Origin of the sequence: Streptomyces sp. NPDC001222, assembly GCF_042896945.1 — a bacterium.
Lineage (GTDB): Bacteria > Actinomycetota > Actinomycetes > Streptomycetales > Streptomycetaceae > Streptomyces > Streptomyces gibsoniae.
The window spans coordinates 89,558-106,827 of sequence record NZ_JBIAXT010000005.1; the positions used below are offsets into that span (position 1 = coordinate 89,558).

At 71.8% G+C, this 17,270-nt stretch carries 13 protein-coding genes and 1 pseudogene; 8 read left to right on the forward strand and 6 right to left on the reverse strand.

The annotated features are described in order from the left end of the window. Positions 1-71: 71 nt before the first annotated feature. Positions 72-1,124 carry a beta-ketoacyl-ACP synthase III gene (locus ACFY2Z_RS09605; protein ID WP_390743611.1) on the reverse strand — a complete coding sequence of 351 codons (1,053 nt, stop codon included), beginning with the start codon at positions 1,122-1,124 and terminating at the stop codon, positions 72-74. Then, positions 1,121-2,116: an AfsA-related hotdog domain-containing protein gene (locus tag ACFY2Z_RS09610; RefSeq protein WP_390743612.1), complete on the reverse strand. Its 996-nt coding sequence runs from the start codon at positions 2,114-2,116 to the stop codon at positions 1,121-1,123. The genes ACFY2Z_RS09605 and ACFY2Z_RS09610 overlap by 4 nt, the downstream gene beginning before the upstream one ends. Positions 2,117-2,516: 400 nt before the next feature. Here ACFY2Z_RS09610 and ACFY2Z_RS09615 point away from each other — a divergent pair, with 400 nt between their 5' ends. Next, positions 2,517-4,049, forward strand: a complete 1,533-nt coding sequence (locus ACFY2Z_RS09615; RefSeq protein ID WP_390743613.1) for a hypothetical protein — start codon at positions 2,517-2,519, stop codon at positions 4,047-4,049. 209 nt (positions 4,050-4,258) lie between these two features. On the opposite strand, the gene ACFY2Z_RS09620 is transcribed toward ACFY2Z_RS09615, so the two are convergent. Together ACFY2Z_RS09620 and ACFY2Z_RS09625 are read right to left on the reverse strand one after the other, a co-directional pair. Further along, the gene (locus tag ACFY2Z_RS09620; protein WP_390743614.1) at positions 4,259-4,621 is read right to left on the reverse strand and encodes a hypothetical protein; all 363 of its coding nucleotides are present in this window, start codon (positions 4,619-4,621) and stop codon (positions 4,259-4,261) included. Between the two features lie 271 nt (positions 4,622-4,892). Further along, complete coding sequence (locus tag ACFY2Z_RS09625; protein ID WP_390743615.1) at positions 4,893-6,164, reverse strand: serine hydrolase domain-containing protein; 1,272 nt, start codon at positions 6,162-6,164, stop codon at positions 4,893-4,895. A gap of 253 nt (positions 6,165-6,417) precedes the next feature. Here ACFY2Z_RS09625 and ACFY2Z_RS09630 point away from each other — a divergent pair, with 253 nt between their 5' ends. The 4 genes from ACFY2Z_RS09630 to ACFY2Z_RS09645 all read left to right on the forward strand — a co-directional run bounded on the left by ACFY2Z_RS09630 (position 6,418) and on the right by ACFY2Z_RS09645 (position 11,748). Continuing rightward, positions 6,418-6,900: a nitroreductase/quinone reductase family protein gene (locus tag ACFY2Z_RS09630; protein ID WP_390743616.1), complete on the forward strand. Its 483-nt coding sequence runs from the start codon at positions 6,418-6,420 to the stop codon at positions 6,898-6,900. Between the two features lie 35 nt (positions 6,901-6,935). Beyond that, positions 6,936-8,021, forward strand: a complete 1,086-nt coding sequence (locus ACFY2Z_RS09635; RefSeq protein ID WP_390743617.1) for a hypothetical protein — start codon at positions 6,936-6,938, stop codon at positions 8,019-8,021. A 1,912-nt stretch (positions 8,022-9,933) separates the two neighbouring features. Beyond that, positions 9,934-10,611 carry a nucleotidyl transferase AbiEii/AbiGii toxin family protein gene (locus ACFY2Z_RS09640; RefSeq protein WP_390743618.1) on the forward strand — a complete coding sequence of 226 codons (678 nt, stop codon included), beginning with the start codon at positions 9,934-9,936 and terminating at the stop codon, positions 10,609-10,611. A gap of 117 nt (positions 10,612-10,728) precedes the next feature. Beyond that, positions 10,729-11,748 carry a slipin family protein gene (locus tag ACFY2Z_RS09645; RefSeq protein WP_390743619.1) on the forward strand — a complete coding sequence of 340 codons (1,020 nt, stop codon included), beginning with the start codon at positions 10,729-10,731 and terminating at the stop codon, positions 11,746-11,748. 70 nt (positions 11,749-11,818) lie between these two features. Here the strand turns inward: ACFY2Z_RS09645 and ACFY2Z_RS09650 are convergent, their stop codons facing one another. Further along, on the reverse strand, positions 11,819-13,048 hold the full coding sequence (locus ACFY2Z_RS09650) for an MFS transporter (protein ID WP_390743620.1): 1,230 nt from the start codon (positions 13,046-13,048) through the stop codon (positions 11,819-11,821). Between the two features lie 121 nt (positions 13,049-13,169). On the opposite strand from ACFY2Z_RS09650, the gene ACFY2Z_RS09655 reads away from it, so the two are divergent. The 3 genes and pseudogenes from ACFY2Z_RS09655 to ACFY2Z_RS09665 form a co-directional block, all read left to right on the forward strand. Continuing rightward, positions 13,170-14,135, forward strand: coding sequence for an ArsR/SmtB family transcription factor (locus tag ACFY2Z_RS09655; protein ID WP_390743621.1), 966 nt, complete (start codon positions 13,170-13,172; stop codon positions 14,133-14,135). A 35-nt stretch (positions 14,136-14,170) separates the two neighbouring features. Beyond that, entirely contained in the window at positions 14,171-14,680 is a 510-nt protein-coding gene (locus ACFY2Z_RS09660; RefSeq protein ID WP_390743622.1) for a glutathione peroxidase, read from the forward strand. A gap of 119 nt (positions 14,681-14,799) precedes the next feature. Next, positions 14,800-15,033 (forward strand): annotated as a pseudogene (locus ACFY2Z_RS09665) (MerR family transcriptional regulator); the annotation flags it as partial. A 71-nt stretch (positions 15,034-15,104) separates the two neighbouring features. Here the strand turns inward: ACFY2Z_RS09665 and ACFY2Z_RS09670 are convergent. After that, a complete protein-coding gene (locus tag ACFY2Z_RS09670; protein WP_390743623.1) occupies positions 15,105-17,024 on the reverse strand; it encodes an MFS transporter in 1,920 nt (639 codons plus the stop codon). Between the last annotated feature and the right edge of the window lie 246 nt (positions 17,025-17,270).

Below are 17,270 nucleotides of genomic sequence, written 5' to 3' on the forward strand. Positions count from 1 at the left end.
GCCTTCTTCTCAGTGCGTTGTCTCTACGTGGGTGGATCGCCCGGCGTACGCGGGCCCTCGGCCCGGGTCTGCTACCTCGCGCGGGCGGGCTCGAGCTCGGCCGGCGCCGCGGGACACGGCAGCGGCTCGACGGACAGTTCGGGGAACTCCAGGGCCGCGGCCCCCCAGGTGAGGCCGCCGCCGAAGCCGCACAGCAGCACCCGGTGGCCGGGGGCGATGGAGCCCGTGTGCACGGCGTCCGTCAGTGCCAGCGGGATGGAGGCGGCGACGGTGTTGCCGACCCGGTCGAGGTTGACGATCACCTTCTCCTCGGGCAGCCCGAGGTCCGCGCCGACGGCCGTCAGGATGCGGATGTTCGCCTGGTGGGCGACGAGCCGGTCGATCGAGTCGAGCGGCCAGTCGAGGCGTTTCGCCAGCCGCCGCGACGACTCGCTCATCCGCGTCACGGCGTTGCGGAACACCGAACGGCCCTGCATGGCGAAGAACGAGTCGCCCGGCTCGGCGAGCCCCTTCGAGCGGTACTCGGAACCGCCTCCGGGCACGGTGATCAGGTCGGCCTGTGAACCGTCACTGGCCAGGTCGAACCCGAGCAGCACACCGCGTTCCCACGGGTGACCGGCGCGCAGGACCACGGCCCCCGCGCCGTCCCCGAAAATCGCCCTGGTCGTACGGTCCTCGGGGGCGAGGATCGTGGAGAAGGTGTCGGCGCCGATCACCAGCGCGCTGTCGGCCACCCCCGCACTGATCATGCTCGACGCGGTGGCCAGCGCGTACACGAACCCCGTGCACACGGCGGCCACGTCGAACGCGGGGATCTCGCCGAGCCCGAGCCGGCCGGCCACCTCCGGCGCGGTGGCCGGGCACGGGTGATCCGGGGTGCTGGTGGCGAGGACGAGGAGGTCCACCCGGTCCGTGCCCGCCGAGGCCAGCGCCCGCGCGCCCGCCTCGACCGCCACCCCGGAGGTGGACAGGCCCGGCGGGACGACGAACCGCTGCCGGATGCCGGTCCGCGTGGTGATCCACTCGTCGCTGGTGTCGAGTTCCCGGGCGAGGTCGTCGTTGGTGATCCGCGTCGGCGGCAGCCAGCCGCCGAGCCCGGCCAGCACCGCCGCCCGTGCGTTCATCGGGTCCTCCGGTGCGAGGCGGGCACGGCCGCGGTGTCCACGGTGCCGGACGCGATCTCCTCACCGTCCTGCCGGAAGACGACCCGGAAGGTCCGGATCCCGTCGCTCTCGCCGTCGGGGACCGCGCTGACCGTGGTCGGCGCGTCGAGTTCGGCGAACCTGGTGAACCCGAGGTCGAAGCCGACCAACGTGGTTCCGTCCGCCGGCTGCCCGAGGAGCCGGGCGCCGGAGAGCAGGGCTGCCTGCCGTGCGGCCTCCGTGAGCACCATGCCCGGCAGGTGGTCCTGCGCGTGGTCGAACATGCTCGGGTTGTCACTGGGGATCCGTACGCCGGCGGTGATGCCCTCGCCGTCCCGCACCGGGTCGACCAGCAGGGCGTTCACCGGGTCGGCGCGCCCGACGTCCCGCGCGTCGACCGTCGCCGGGACGGCCGCGACATCGTCGGACGACACGGGCGGGCTGCCGCGTCGCTTCGACCGGATGAAGGAGTACGTAGTCGACGACAGGTAGCCGACCGCCATGCGCACCTCGCCGACCTCCTGGCCGGAGAGCAGGAAGCGCATGGCGTACGTGACCGAACGCGCGGCTGCGCCCGCCGCGGCGGGACGGTCCGTGGTGACCTCCATGACCAGCTCCGCCGGGTCGCCGGAACAGCCGGCGAACAGGCCGGGCAGCCGCATCGACCACGACTGGAGCACGAACTTCGTCTCGTCGTCGACGCCGAGGTGGCGGTGGGCGCCGCAGGTCTCGGCCTGACGGGCGCACTCCAGGAGGAGGATCGGGTCGACGACCGTGTGGCCGACATGGTCGGTGAAGTAGGCGTGGGAGGAAGGGAGTTGTGCGCCCGCGAGGAAGCGCTGATCGTCCACCGCCGAGGTGTCGGTCAGGAACACTTCCGACAGGGCCCGGCGGTGGAGCAGGCGCCGGTCGACGGACCGGACGAACTCGAGCTCTCGAAGACCGGGGGCGAAGGCACTTGTGGACACCGTCATCGGCGGGTAACCCCTCTCTCAAGAACGCGGCGTTCCCCTCACCGGCGCTCTCGGAATCTCGTGGTGGTGCACCGGTGGACGAACGCGTCCGCGGCTGATGCAGAGGAAACTAGCCACGGCCTCTTTCGCCCCACTGTCGGAGCGTGTAAGGGCCCTGACGCCCCAGGTCGGACCGCCCGTGCGGAGCCTGAACACGGCGCTGCGCGCCGGAGACCGGGATCGGCCGCTTCGACGACGGTCGCCAACTTGGCTGGTGAAACGCGCCCCGATCACCTTTCCCGGCGGGCCGGCACCATCCGGCACGGCGGCCCAGCAGATCGATGGTGAGGGTCCGGTGATGGCGACGTGTCTCCCGTGCGCTACGGTGGCTCGCTTTTGTCGCGCACCTATGGGGGGTTTGATGCGGCGAACCACCGCAGTCGCGAGTGCCGTCACCGTGCTCGTGCCGCTTCTTCTGACCGGCGCCTCGACGGCGTCGGCCACGGCCAAGGGGTCTCTCACCGTCACGACGTTGGACCGGAGCGGCAAGCCCGTCCACGCCCAGGTGGCGGTCTACAACACCAGAACCAACGACTTCCGCTACATCGACAGCAACAAGGCGACGTCACTGCCCAACGGCAGCTACGAACTCGCCACATCCTTCGACGACGCCCGGGGCGACGGTGCCACCGTCGGCGGCCACAGTGTGACGGTGTCCGGGTCCACGAAGACCACGTTCGACGCCCGGAAGGGACGCCCGGTCAATGTCTCGCTCAGCCCGAGCCCGGGCAGCGGATACGACCACATGGTCAGCGCGTATGTCTGCGCCGCCGACAACGGCCCTGCCCAGATGGGGATTTCGGCCGAGGCGGGTGATCTGTATGTCATCCCGTCGAGCAGCAAGGCGTACGAGCTGTCCTACGGCACCACGTACCAGCCGCGAGCGGCGGCAGGCGGGGACTTCTGGCAGGCGACCGCCACGCACCGGGGCGGCCTGCCGTCCGGGTTGTCCGCGAAGCTCAAGCGGTCCGGGCTGACGTCCGTCAAGGTGTCCGCCCGTTCAGGCCCCGACAGCGGACTGGCGCAGTTCTCGTTCGGCTACCAGTCGACGGGCGGCGACGGCTGCTCGATGTCCACGAACTCGCTCCAGTTCCAGCGTGAGCTGCCCGACTCCTTCGCCGTCCACCTTCCGCCCGGCCAGTGGAACGTGAGCCAGCAGAGCAACGACCTCATCTACGCCGGGGCACACAACTACGCGGCCGGCAAGACGGCCTCGCTGACTCTCGGTCACGCGGTCTGGGGGCCCGGCGGGCGGCTGCCCAACACCTGGTACCACCAGCTGTACTTCGGGTCCGTCAACCCGTTCGCCGACCCGACCCTCCCGGACGGCGGGACGCTGGCGGACGGGAGCGTGAAGCTGACCCACGCGGGCAAGACGCTCTACTCGCACAACTACAGCCCCTCGGCCGAGATCGACGCGCATCCACGGATCCCCGAGGCGGGCTGGTACACGTTCACTGAAACCGGCCGACGCAGCGCACTGCCGTCGGGGTCGCTGTCGACGTCCTCCAGCCTCTCCCTGCACTTCTACGCCAACCCCGGCAAGAACGAGCAGATCCGGGACTACATCACCCGGTTCTGGCCAGACGCGCTGAACGCCAGGAACCAGGCGGCCCCCGGGTCGACCACGACCATCGCCCTGGGTATGCAGCGCAACGGCACGGACGACAGCTCGGTGCGCCAGCTGTCGGACAGTGTGAAGTCCGTGCGGGCCTGGTACACCACCGACAACGGCACCACCTGGCACACCGCCACCGCGAAGCTGTCCGGCGGCAAGTGGACCATGGCCGTCCACAATCCGGCCTCCGGCCGAGTCGGCCTGCGCTCGACGGTCACCGACACCCACGGCGACAGCTCGACCACCACGGTGTACAACGCGTATGCCGTGAGCTGAGGTCGACCGGACAGGGCGAGCTCGAACTCCTGAAGCGGGAGTCGCGGGTTCGAATCCCGTCGGGGGAACAGGGAGAAGGGCCGGCTCGGGAGGGTTTTCCTCCTGAGCCGGCCCTTGGCCGATTCGGGTGCCGTGCGCCTCAGCGGTTGGTCCGGCCGAGGGCGGAAGGGGTGCCCTTCCCCGACAGCGGAAGGGCACCCCGAGGGCGGTCAGCGGTGGCCGTAGTAGCCCTGGCCCCCGTGGTGGCGGTTGCCCCAGCCGTGGTTGCCCCAGCCGTGGTTACCCCAGCCGTGGTTGCCCCAGCCGTTGCCCCAGCCGTGGTTGTGCCGGTGGTGGTTGCCCCAGCGGTGGTTGCCCCAGAAGCCGTCGTGGTCACCACGCCCGTAGCCGGCGTGGTCACCACGCCCGTAGCCGTCGTGGTCACCACGCCCGTAGCCGTCGTGGTCACCACGGTCGTGCGTGGCGTGGGAGGCCGCCGAGGGTGCAGACGTTGCAGCGCTGGCACCTGTGGCGCCGCCCAGCAGGACGGCGGCCGCGACGCCCAGCGCAGCGGCAGAACGGAAAGCCCGCATTCCGTGCTCCTTTCATGGCAGGTGCCTGATGCGCCTGCCTGGTCGGACGCATCAATGTTTACAGCCGGAATGTCCGATGGAGTCGCTATTCCAATCAAAGACACCTTTTGTGATGGTCTACGTTGGGTCAGGAACCGGCGCCAGGCGTGTCGGCGTCACGCGCGCGCGTGCGCGTGCGCGAAAATGCGGCCACTCCCCTGTCCAACGGGGTGAATTCGCTCGAGGTCGCCCTGTGCGGTCGCCGGGCGGAGAAGAACCGAGCCCCTCCGATTCACCCCTGGGTGCCGGGCGTGAAGGTGGCTGTGACGATGCCGAAGACGTACGGGGCCTCGGCGCCCTCCAGGCCCGTGGGGTTGATCGAGTACACCACCCGGCGGGCGAGATCACGTGTGGCGAACACACCGCTGGTGTAGCCGGGGCGCGAGCCGGTCTTGCCCCAGATCTCGGTGCCGTCCTCGGAGACGTAGCGCATCAGCCCCATGCTGAAGCAGGCGTGCCCGGCGGTGGGGCCCAGTTCGCAGTTCTTGTTGTGGTGATTGGGCACGTCCGGAACGGTGAAAAGCAGCCGCTGCTGGGCGGGCGGCAGCAGCCGGCCACGGAACAGTGCGGTGAAGAAGCGGTCCAGATCGGTGGCGCTGGAGACCATCCCGCCCTCGGCCCAGGGCCAGGCGGCCTGCTCGGTCACGTCGGCCGGCCGTGTGGTGCCGCTCGCATCGGTGACCGTCAGATAGCCGTGGGAGTGCGGACCGGGCAGCCGGGGGTCGTCCACCGCGGGAACGGAGGTGGCGTGCAGGCCGAGCGGCCGGATGATGCAGTCGCGCACCTCCTGGGCGAAGGAACGGCCGCTGACCTGCTCGACGATCAGTCCTGCGACAAAGGTGTTGAGGCCGTTGTACTCCTGCGCGCTACCGGGCGCGAAGTCCATCGACTGGCCCGCGACCAGGCCCTCCACCACCTGGCGGGGCGTCCAGCTGTCGAAGCGGTGGTCGACGAACCACTGGTTGGTGCCGTCGCCCCAGAAGTCGGCTCCGCCACCGCCGGGCAGCCCGCTGGTGTGGTCGAGCAGCTCTCCCACCGTGACCGGCGGGTAGTCGGCGGGCAGCAGCCCGGGCAGGTACTGCTGGACGGTGCCGTTCAGATCGAGTCGGTGCTCGGCGGCCAGTTGCAGCACGACTGCGGCGGTGAAGACCTTGGAGATGCTGCCGATGCGGAAGCGGGCATCCGCCGGCACCGGCCGTCCGGTGGTGAGGTCGGCCGTGCCGGAGGTACCCGACCAACGGCCCGCGCTGCCGGTCACCCGGACCAGCGCGCCGGTGACATCCGCGTTGGGCAGCCCGGCGACGGCCTTCCGCAGGGCGGCCGGACTCAGCGGAGGCAGGGGCGTGGGCACGGCGCTCGGCATGGTCACGGCGGTCGGCGTGGGCGCGGTTGTCATCGGGACCGCGGCGGACGCCGGGACGGCCGTGCCCGCCGCGAAGGCGGCGAGCAGTGCGGTGGTGGCGGCCACGGTGGTCCAGCGGGCTCGGCGCGGGGTGGTGGGCACAGTCGGTCTCCCTAGCGATGTGGCGTCATATCCCGTGTCTCCGGGGCGACTTCGACTCTGCCCTCACCGTGATGCGCGGTCATCGGGGACGATCCCTCAAGATCCCCTGAGGCGTGCGTCAGGGTTTCCCCCGAGACCGGACCGGCGCCCCGGTAGCCGATGTCCTCCGCATGGCTGCGGCGCGGCTCGGCTCAGTCGTGTGGTGCGCTGGTTAGCTAAGGACTGGTCAGGTCTTCGGCGGAGCGAGGCGGACATGAACGACGTGAATGAGGTCAACAAGAAGGTCATCAGTCAGTTCAGGGCGCAGGGCGGAGTCGTGGGGGGCCTCTTCGAGGGCAAGCATCTGCTGCTTCTGCACACGGTCGGCCGCCGTACCGGCCAGGCGCGCATCAACCCCCTGGTGTATGCGGCCGACGGGGACAATCTGCTGGTCTGCGGCTCCGCGCGGGGCGCGGAGAAGGATCCGGTGTGGGTGGGCAACGTCGCCGTCATGCCCGAGGTGACCGTCGAGGTGGGCAGTCGGATCCTGAGGGCCACGCCGACCGTCGTGACGCCCGGGTCACCCGAGTGGGAGCGCCTCTACGGGATCTGGTCGGCGTACTGGCCCGCCAGCATGGAGTACGAGACGAAGACGGCCCGCAGGTTCCCCATCGTGAAACTGGAGCCCGTCACCTCGGAGACGGCTTCCGTCGGTGAGCCCGCGGCGGCCGAGGCCGCCGGCCGCCAGAGCGACTGAGGCCGGCGCGCCGAAGGTCGGACGGGGAGCGCGAGGTGGACGCGCACCGGATCTGGGTTCTCGGGGCCACCGGCCGGACCGGTCGGGCGATCGCCGCTCGGCTGGCGGCCGATCGGGTGCCGCCGGTCCTGGTGGGACGCGATCCCGGGCGGCTGCGCACGCTGGCCGGGACGCTCGGCGATGACGTGCGGATCGTGGTGGCCGGGTCGGTCGATGCCGTCGTGACGCAGATCGGCCGACAGGCGCCGGCGGTGGTGGTCAATACGATCGGCCCCTTCACCGAGACCGCGGCGCCGATCGCCCGCGGGGGGCCGCCCGGCACACACTACGTCGATCTCGCCAACGAGCTGACCGCCGTCACCGGGCTGCTGGGACTGTGTGACGAGGCGGTAGCGACCGGGCGGTGTCTGGTGACCGGCGCCGGATTCGGCGTGCTCGCGACCGAGAGTGTCGTACTGAGGCTGTGCGCGGACCGGCCCCCGGCGACGCGTGTGCGGGTCGACGCGGTGCCGAGGGCCGGGGCCGGGGCGGAGCCGGCCGGCCCGGTCCTGGCGGCGAGCATCGTCGAGGGCCTCGCGCTCGGCGGACGGCGCTATGAGCACGGCCGGCTGGTGCGCACCCGGCTCGGGGCCGACGTCGAACGCCTCGCCCTGCCCGACGGGACGACGGTGCACACCGTCGGTGGTCCGAGCGGTGAGCTGGAGGCGGCCCGGCGGGCCGGCGGCGCACCCTTCGTGGTCGCCGCGTCGAGCATGGTGCCGGCCGGGTGGGCGGCGCGGCCCGCCCTGCCGGTGGCGGCGGTGCTGCTGGCGCGTCCGCTGCTCGGCCGCGCCGCCAAGCGATGGCTCGCCGGTGTCCGGATCACGCAGGGCGAGCGGGGCGGGGAGTTCTCCTGGGCGCGGGCCCGCGTTCAGGACGCCGACGGCACTATCCGGGTGGGCTGGCTGCGCGCGGGCCGGTCCGGGGAGTTCACCGCGGCGGTGGCGGCCGAGGTCGCCCGCCGTCTCGCCCGAGGCGAGGGCCGGCCGGGCGCCCACACACCCGGCTCGCTCTTCGGCCCGGAGCTCGCCGTGAAGGCGGGCGGGCGCTTCCTCCTCGACGGAGACGGAACGATGGCCTGATCACAACGCCCGCGACGGCTCGTGCCGGATTCGGCGGCGGACCCACGCCCTGGATCCGCGACGGCCCCATGGCTTGCGGCAGGCTCATGGCCTGCGGCGAACCCGCGGTCGACGGCGGGACCGTGATCGACGACGGCAGACCTGTACTGCCCGGCCGACGGCGGCTCGAACGGCGCCGACGAGGGGTGCTCACCGGCCATCGGCCGCGGGAGCGGCGGCGGGCCCTCGGCGTCCTGGCCGCGGCGCCTGCTGCGGGGTGTGCGCTGCGGCCACCACAGGACGTAGGCGGCGGAGCCGACCGCGAACGCCAGCCGGATCAGCCCCCGGGCGGAGTCGGAGGGAACCACCAGCGCACTGCCGTACAGCGAGATCAACGCGATCCAGCTCACCCAGGGCACCAGCCGCCGCTGTCCGATCGAGTCCCAGATCAGCGTGCCGAGCAGGACCGAGGCGTTGTAGTACGTGTACACGCTCGGGTCCAGCACGATACGCGCGTCGGCGGCGAGCAGGACCACCGCCGCCCAGCGGTGCCGGAGCACCGCCACTACGCCCAGGCCGATACCGAGGGCCATCTGCGCGGGCCGGTCCCACCAGGGGGTGGCCGGGTCGGTCACGCCGAACCAGCGCAGCGACGACGCCGATTGGTTGGGGATGGTGAAGCGGGCGGCGGCCAGGGTCTCCATATGGGTGAGGTAGAACGGCAGCCAGGCGGCGGCCACCAGGCCGACGACCCAGGCGGCGGAGCGCAGCCGCGCGGGCCGGGGCAGCACCAGCAGCAGCGGCAGAAAGCCCACCGCCCACGGTTTGGAGTCCACGGCCAGCGCCAGGAAGAGACCGACGGCGAAGGCGTTGCCGCGCACCAGCGCGCGTACCGCGAAGGTGGTGAAGAACAGCGCCAGTACGTCGTCGAGATGCGCGAACCGTACCGAGACCTCCACCCACATGGGGATGAAGGCGGCTCCGGCCACCAGCACCCGCTGCTGGAGGCGCCGGTGGTTCAGCCCGGTGCCCAGGTTGTGCTCGGCGGCCGCACGGCCGACGAGGACCAGCATGTACAGGCCCAGCCCCGACATGAACGCCTCGGCCAGGTTCTCGCCCACCGGGGCGGGGAGCGGTGCGAACAGCCCGGCGACCAGGAAGCTGACCGGTCCTATCTGGAGTTCGGGATGGTTGGCGTAGAGGGCGAGACCGCCGCCGGGTACCTGACTGAACAGCAGCTCCTCACCGGTCTTCAGATAGTGCCATGACACGGCTCCATGGCGTTCGGCGATGAAGAACCAGACCATCGTCCACAGGGTGAGCAGCGCGTGGTGCCACCGCAGCGGATAGGGGCCGATCCGGCCGATCCGCGTCCTGTCCCTGGACACGGCATCCGCCGTCTCCGCGTTCCGCACGTTCCGTCCTTCCCCTCTGCCCGCCTCCGGCGCGGGAACGGCCGTGGACGCGGCCGCCGTGCGTCGCCGTAGCTCGGCAGGGAGTGGGCCCGCCCGCGTCCGTGACGACCGCCCGATCCGCAGGAGTGGTGATGCCGTACGGCACCCTCCCTTATAAGGACGGTCCGTTGGGCCTTCCCGTGCCGGGAATCGATCGCCGGAGCATCGGGGTGCCGTGGCGGATCGTCGGAAGCATACCGAGACGCTTGCTGGTTTGCGCAACTATAGGGTGAACTCTGGTCGCGGACGAACCGCGTACTGACCGGACATGTCAAAACGCGCCACGCCGCGGCCACGCCCACCGCCCGGAGCAGGACCGTTGGACGATAATCCGGGGCATGCCCGCACCGCCCCCGCTCCCCGTCGTCGCACCGTACCGGGACGGGCGCCCCACGACCGCCGTCCGGGTCGCGCAACACCGGAACCGAACCGTCCATGGCCTCACGGCGCACCCCGTGAGCCTCCCCCTGCCCCGCCCAATGAACCTGCCCGAACCGCACCGGCGCCTGCTCGCCGACGTCCTCGCCGTGGGCGCCCCGTACCCGCTGGCCGTCGCCGGTGGCTACGCGCTGCTGGGGCACGGCTTGGTGGACCGGCCCAGCCGGGGCGTGGACGTCGCCACCCAGAGCCCGGAGCGGATGGCGGACATCGCCGCCGCCGTCCGCGCGGGCCTGACGGAACGGGGCTGGCTCGTCCGGTCCCTGGAGGCGGACCCGCTCTCGGCCCGGCTGATCGTCGGCGACCCCGCCGGGGACGAGGAGACGGAGCCGACGGAACTGAACGTCCTGAAGGAAGTGCTGTGGCGTCCACCGGTTCCCACCGAGCTGGGCCTCACCGTCTCCCTCGAGGACGCCGTGGGGACCAAGGTGCGGGCCCTGGCCGACCGCGGCTTCGCCCGGGACCTCGTCGACGTGCACGCCGCCTCGGACCGCTGGAGCCGCGCGGAGTTGGAGGAACTCGGCCGCCGTCACGCCCGCGACGTCTTCGATCTGACGGATCTGCAGGCCCGGCTGACGGGTGTGGAGTGGGTCGACGACAGGGAGTTCGCGGCCTACGGGGTCGGCGCGGACACCCTCGCCGAACTCCGGCGGTGGGCGCAGGAATGGGCGGACGACATCGCGGAGCGGCTCGCGGAGGAGGAACCTCCCGAGGAGTGACATACGTCCGTTCCGATTCTTGACGAACTCCTGACGCGACGACCGCATCCGGTGATCCGGCCCGTGGTGTCACCTTGGGTGTCACTCATCAACACCCTGTGAGGGAAGTGAAGTGCCATGGAAGGCACCGTCGTCGCCGTCGTGCTGGTGGCCGTGCTGGCTCTGCTCGTGCTGCGCAGTGGGATGCGGGTGGTCAACCAGGTCGAGCGTGGAGTCGTGTTCCGCTGGGGGAAGGCACTGCCGCACCACCGGCAGCCTGGCGTCACGTTCCTGATCCCGTTCGCCGACCGGATGCGAAAGGTGAACGTGCAGATCGTGACCATGCCGGTGCCGACGCAGGAGGGCATCACCAAGGACAACGTCTCCGTCAAGGTCGACGCTGTCGTCTACTTCCGGGTGACCGACCCGCTGCGGGCCGCGATCGAGGTCCAGGACTACGTCTTCGCGGTCGGCCAGGTCGCCCAGTCCTCGCTGCGGTCCATCATCGGCAAGAGCGACCTGGACGATCTACTGTCCGACCGTGAGCGGCTGCACGAGGGGCTCGCCCTGATGATCGACAGCCCGGCCGCCGGGTGGGGCGTCCACATCGACCGGGTCGAGATCAAGGACGTACAGCTGCCGGAGTCCCTGAAGCGGTCCATGTCCCGGCAGGCCGAGGCGGAGCGTGAGCGGCGCGCCCGTGTCATCACCGCGGACGGCGAGTTCCAGGCGGCCCAGCAGCTCGCCAACGCCTCCCGGATCATGTCCGACACTCCCGAGGCCATGCAGCTGCGACTGCTCCAGACGGTCGTGGAGGTCGCGGCCGAGAAGAACTCGACCCTTGTGATGCCCTTCCCGGTGGAACTGCTGCGGTACTTCGACCGGGCGGCTCGTCAGTTCGGTGACGAGAGCGGCCCCACGAGCGGGGCCAAGGAGGCCGTGGACGCACAGCCGGCCACGAACGGACAGCCGGCCTTCGACGTACCGCCGACCGGCGACGGCCTGCCCACCGGTGACGGCCTGCCGACCGGCGACGGTCAGCCGGCGGGTCATGGGCACTCGGCCGGGAGCAAGAGCCCCCAGCCCGTCGATCCGCGCCTGCCGACGGCCGTCCCCGCCCCCGCCCCGACGAACGAGACGCACGGCACCGGCGCCTGAACCCAGGCCGGACCTCGGCCGAACCCCTCGTGGTCCCGGACCTGCGCGGCCCGGGACCACGAGAAGCGTCTCAGTCCTGCCGGGCGGCCCGGCCGGGCTCCCGGACAGGCCGCGCAATCGACCCGGCGGCCGTCCGCGCCGTGTCCGCCGCCCCTCCCCCCACCGTCAAGGCCAAGGTCGCCAGCAGCGACGCCGCGGCCATCGACGTCATCGCCGGGCCGGGCGAGGTGAATTGGGCCAGTGACCCCGCCAGGGCCGCGCTCACGCCCTGCATCGTGAGCATGCCCGCCGAGTGCAGACCGAGGGCGTGACCGCTCAGCTCCTGCGGGGTCAGACTCATCAGACGCTCCTGCTGGACGAGACTCGCGGCGAAGCCCACCGAGGCGAGGCCCGCGCAGACGGCCGCCACGGGCACCGCGGGGCGCAGCACGAAGAACAGGTACGGCGTCGCCAGAAGCACCAGGAACGGGATGCCCATGCGGCGGCGCAGACTCGGCGGCAGAAGACGGCCCGTGGTGACGTCCCCGACGAACATGCCGAGCGCGGCGCACGCGAACAGCGCGCCCGCGCGGTCGGGCGCGTAGGAGACGTAGAGCGACTCACAGCCGACGACCAGGCCGTTCGGGACCCACAGCAGAAGATAGGTCGTCCGGCGTGGTCGGGACGACCACAGCAGCGCGTTGGTGCGCCAGGTCTGCGCGATCGACGGACGGCCGGCCGCACGCGGGGCGCGGCGGGTCAGACCGAGCCCGGCGGCCACGGCCGCCGCCAGGTACAGCGCGGACGCGATCAGCAGGGCCGTACGCGGGGACAGGACCGTCACCAGGACGCCGCCCGTCGCGTAGCCGCCGATCTGCATGATGCCGCTCATCATGTTGAAGGTCGAACGGCCCAGCAGATAGCCGTCCTTGGACAGGATGTCGTTGAGCAGCCCCCAGCGGACCCCGCCGCCGACGGACTGCACCAGCCCCAGCAACAGGATCAACGCGAAGACCGCGCCCAGCGGCAGGCCGGGCGTCGCCATCGCCGCCGTACCCGCCGCGAACACACAGGCGATGCCCGTCGTCGTGGCGCGCGGCGGCAGTCGATCCGCCGCCGACAGCAGCGTCGTGGCGCCCACGACCTGCGCAAGCTGCGGCCCGAACATGCTCACCGCGGAGAGCAGGGGCGAGTCGGTGGCCCGGTACACGAGGGTGCCGAGCGCCAGGCCGCCGAGCGTGGCGGCGGCCGTCTGGAGAGCGGAGGTCAGAAAGAGCGGGGTGAACTCCCGGGTGCGGAAGAGGTCGGTGTAGCTGCGCATGGCCGGAGTCTGAGCGGATTCCGCGGGCCGTCGTTAATCTTTCGCGTACGCGCGAAAGGTCACCGCAGGTACGCACGAATCGTCACCGCAGGCCCGCACAAGGGGGGAGGGCATACGCGTCATGGGTCTCTGGTACGTCAACGCCGACACCCTCGCCCGCAGCCGGTTCGTGCTCTCGCCGCTCGCGGAGACCTTCGCGAGCCTCAAGGTGCTGCACGCGGGCACGCCCACCCACCCCGGCGAACGCGCCTGGCTGGAGACCCATCTGCCCGGCTACCGCCGGCGGCTGGCCGCCGATCCCGTCACCGCGCTGCTCGTTCGCAGCGGCCTCGGCATGGAGTGGATCGCCGACTTCCTCACCCCGACCCCGAGGGACGGCGAGACCTTCGAGGAAGGTGTCGCCCGGGTCCGTGCCGTGCCATCGGCCGACGCTCGCGCCCACCTCACCGTCTCTCTTCGGGGCCCGCTCCCCGCCCTCCTGGACCGCGACGACCTGCCCGAACGCGCCGCCGAGCTGCTGGCCTACGTATGGACGCAGGCCGTGCTGCCCTCCTGGGACCGGCGGCGCCACGTCCTGGAGGCGGATGTGGTGGCCCGGACGGCGCGGCTCGGCCGGGACGGCTGGGCGGCCGCGGTGGACACCCTGCGGCCGGGCCGGACCCGCTGGCTCGGCGGGAACCGGCTCCAGATCAACCTCCACGCGTACCCGCCCCGGGAGATCTCCGGCGCACAGCTGGTGTTCGTCCCCGTCACCCCGCAGACCGGCTGGGTCTCCTGGGAGGACCCCGACCGGTACGCCGTCGTCTACCCGTGCGCGGGCGTGCTGGCCGGGGGACCGCCCCCGGCGGTGCCGACGAGCCTCGCCGCGCTGCTCGGTCCGGCCCGGGCCCGGGTCCTCGTGCTCCTCGACTCGCCCATGAGCACCAGCCAGCTGGTCGCCGTGACCGGGCAGGGGCTCGGCTCGGTCGGGCGGCATCTCAAGGTGCTGCTGGACGCGCGGCTGGTGGAGCGGCGGCCCGCGGGGCGGTCGGTGCTGTACTCACGGACGGCAGCGGGTGAGGTGCTGGTCACAACGCAGCGCGGCTGACGGGGATGTCATGGGACGGAGTTAGCATCCGCAGCATGACGACTACTGACAACACCGCCGGATCCGTCCTCGACGTGGAGATCGACGCGCTGCAGGGCGGCTCCGCGCAGCTGTCCCAGTACGCGGGCAAGGCCGTGCTCGTGGTGAACGTGGCCTCCAAGTGCGGACTGACCCCGCAGTACGCGGGCCTGGAGCGGCTGCAGGAGCGGTACGCGCCGCTGGGCTTCACCGTGCTCGGCGTGCCCTGCAACCAGTTCCTCGGGCAGGAGCCGGGCAGCGCCGACGAGATCGCGGAGTTCTGCTCGGCGACGTACGGCGTGACCTTCCCGATGACCGAGAAGATCGAGGTGAACGGCGAGGGGCGGCACACGCTGTACGACCGGCTGGTGGGCTTCGCGGACGGCGAGGGACACACCGGGGACATCCGCTGGAACTTCGAGAAGTTCCTGATCGGCAGGGACGGCCGGATCGCCGCCCGGTTCTCCCCGCAGACCGAGCCGGAGTCGGCGGAGGTGCTGACGGCCGTGGAGAAGGCCCTCGCCTGAGCCACCCGCGCGAGGCCGGCCACCTCGCTTGACCTTGCCCCCGGGGCAGACACGAACGTCCTCGTCACCGGGCGGACAGCGCCCGGTGACGGAGGGCGACGGGATGACGGGGTGCCAGGGTGACCGACGATCTGCTCGCCATCGGCGCGTTCGCCGCGCGCTCGCGGCTGTCGCCGAAGGCACTGCGGCTGTACGACCGGCTGGGGCTGCTCGCGCCCGCGTACGTCGACGAGACGACCGGCTACCGCTACTAACGCGCCGACCAGGTCGAGCGCGCCCGCACGGTGGCCCTGCTGCGCCGGCTCGACATGCCGCTCACCCGGATCGCCGAGGTGGTGGCGGCGGGCGAGGGTACGGGCCTCCGTCGGGGCCGAGGCCGGGGCGTAGGGCCGAGCGCGGGCCGGGGTCGCGCCCCGGCCCGCCGTCAGCGCAGCTCCGGCGGGCACGGCGTCCCTCGCGGCAGCTGGTACGGCGCCGCCAGACGGTAGGTGCCCGCGCGCGGGGCCACGAGTTCCGTCCACTTGTCGCCCGAGGCGTCCTCGGCCGTCTCCATCAGACAGCCGTTGACGTTGTCGTACGCCTTCGGCATGCCGTCCGGGCGGTGCTTGGACTCCTCCGTCTCCTGCGGGGGCTTGACCCCCTTGCCCTCCGTGTCGACCAGGCCCAGCCACGGCGAGTACGGGATCCGGATGAGCACCCGGCCCGCGTTCTTCACCTCGATCGTGAGCTCGCCCTGGTCCGCGCGGTCGACCACCGCCGGGGGGTCCGCCAGCGGGACGGGATCGGTCACCGCGAACAGCTGCCAGTTGGCGTCGCCCCAGATCTGCCGCAGATACGGCATGCCCCGCTGGACGAGCTGCCGTTCGCGTTCGCCGCCGTTCCCGTCGGGTTCGTCCTTCGGCAGGACCACGTAGTGCACCGCCCAGCGCTGGAGCCAGGCGTGATAGTTCGCGGAGTTCAGCGTGGCGTCGTAGAAGAGCGGGTTGCGCTCCATGTCGGCCTGCCGGTTCCAGCCGCGGGCCAGGTTCACATAGGGCGCCAGCGCCGACGCCTCCCGGTGCGAGCGCGCCGGGACCACCTCCACACGGCCCTTCTCCGCACCCACCACCTGGAGCTGGTTCACCAGCGGGGCCAGCTCGTGCGCCCAGGACGCCGCCGGGGTGGTGTGGATGATGTCGTCGACCGTCTTGACGCCGATCCAGGTGGTGAAGCCGGCGAAGGCGACGACGATGACGTACCACTTGCGGCTGCGCGGCACCGTGAACGGCAGCGCCGCGACCAGCGCCACCCCGGCGAACAGCATCGCCAGCCGGGTGATGTTCGAGCCGATCTGGGAGCTGATCACCCACACGAGAACCACGGACAGCCCGTACACCGCCGCCGTGATCCGTACGGTGTGCCAGTCCTTCGGGACGAGCACGAAGACCAGGACCGCGCAGACGAACGGCAGGAGCATCGACGCCCACGTCATCGGCTGCGTACCGGAGAAAGGGAACAGCCAGGCCGACAGGGCCACCACCACGGTCGGGGCGAGGCCGAGGGCCCAGGCGCCCGGGCGGCGCTTCTGCAGGAACAGCGCCGCGGCGACCAGGCCGACGAACAGGCCCGCCACCGGGGACGCCATCGTGGCCAGAGCGGCCAGCGGGGCGGCGCACAGGGCCTTCGCCCAGCGTTTGTAGCGCCAGCGGTACGGCCAGCAGAAGACGCACGCCGTCGCGCCCAGGGCGAACATCGTGCCGAGACCGAAGGTCACCCGGCCCGAGATGGCGTTGCACAGCAGCGCGAACACCCCGGCCAGGGCGGGCCACCACGGCTCGCGGACCGCACGGCTGCGGATGAGGATCAGCGTCAGCAGCCCCGCCGAGATCGTGCCCGCGATCATCATCGTCGTACGGACGCCGAGCACCGACATCAGATACGGCGACACCACGCTGTACGACACCGGGTGCATGCCGCCGTACCAGGCGAGGTTGTACGCCGAGTCGGGGTGCCGCCCCACGAACTCCGCCCAGGCGTCCTGCGCGGCGAGGTCGCCGCCACTGTTCGCGAAAGTGAAGAACCACACGAGGTGCAGCAGCCCGGCGAGGGCCGTGACCACGAGCACGGGGTGCCTGCGGGCCAGGTCCGCGCCGTGCGAGGACCGGAGCCGGGTGAGCAGGGTGCGCGGCCGGGAAGCGGCGTTCCCGGGAACTGCGCCGGGGCCGTCCTCGGGGGGTGCGGGTGTGTCGGGGTGCATGGTCGTGTCAGCGGCGGGCCCGGCCGGTGGTATTCGCGGGCCCGAGGGCCGGTCCGGCCGACGGCTCGGATCGGCGTCGTCGGCGTGTGTCCGCTCCACTGTGGCCACCTGAAGGCACTCCCCGTGTCCCGTTTCTGTTCTCGCCCCGTATCCGGTTCCGTTCCCGCCCCGCGCCCGGACATCCCAAGAGTTCCGCCACCGTTCCATGGAGGTTCCCTCAGGGGCCCGCCCCGGGCCAGGTTGTGCGGCTCGCGGGTCCGCCCCCGCCTCGCGACGCTAGCACGCACCCCGCCGGCGGGCTCCCGGGTGGGGCCGCCGACGGGGTGCGCCGTGTCGTGTCCGTCTCAGAGGCGG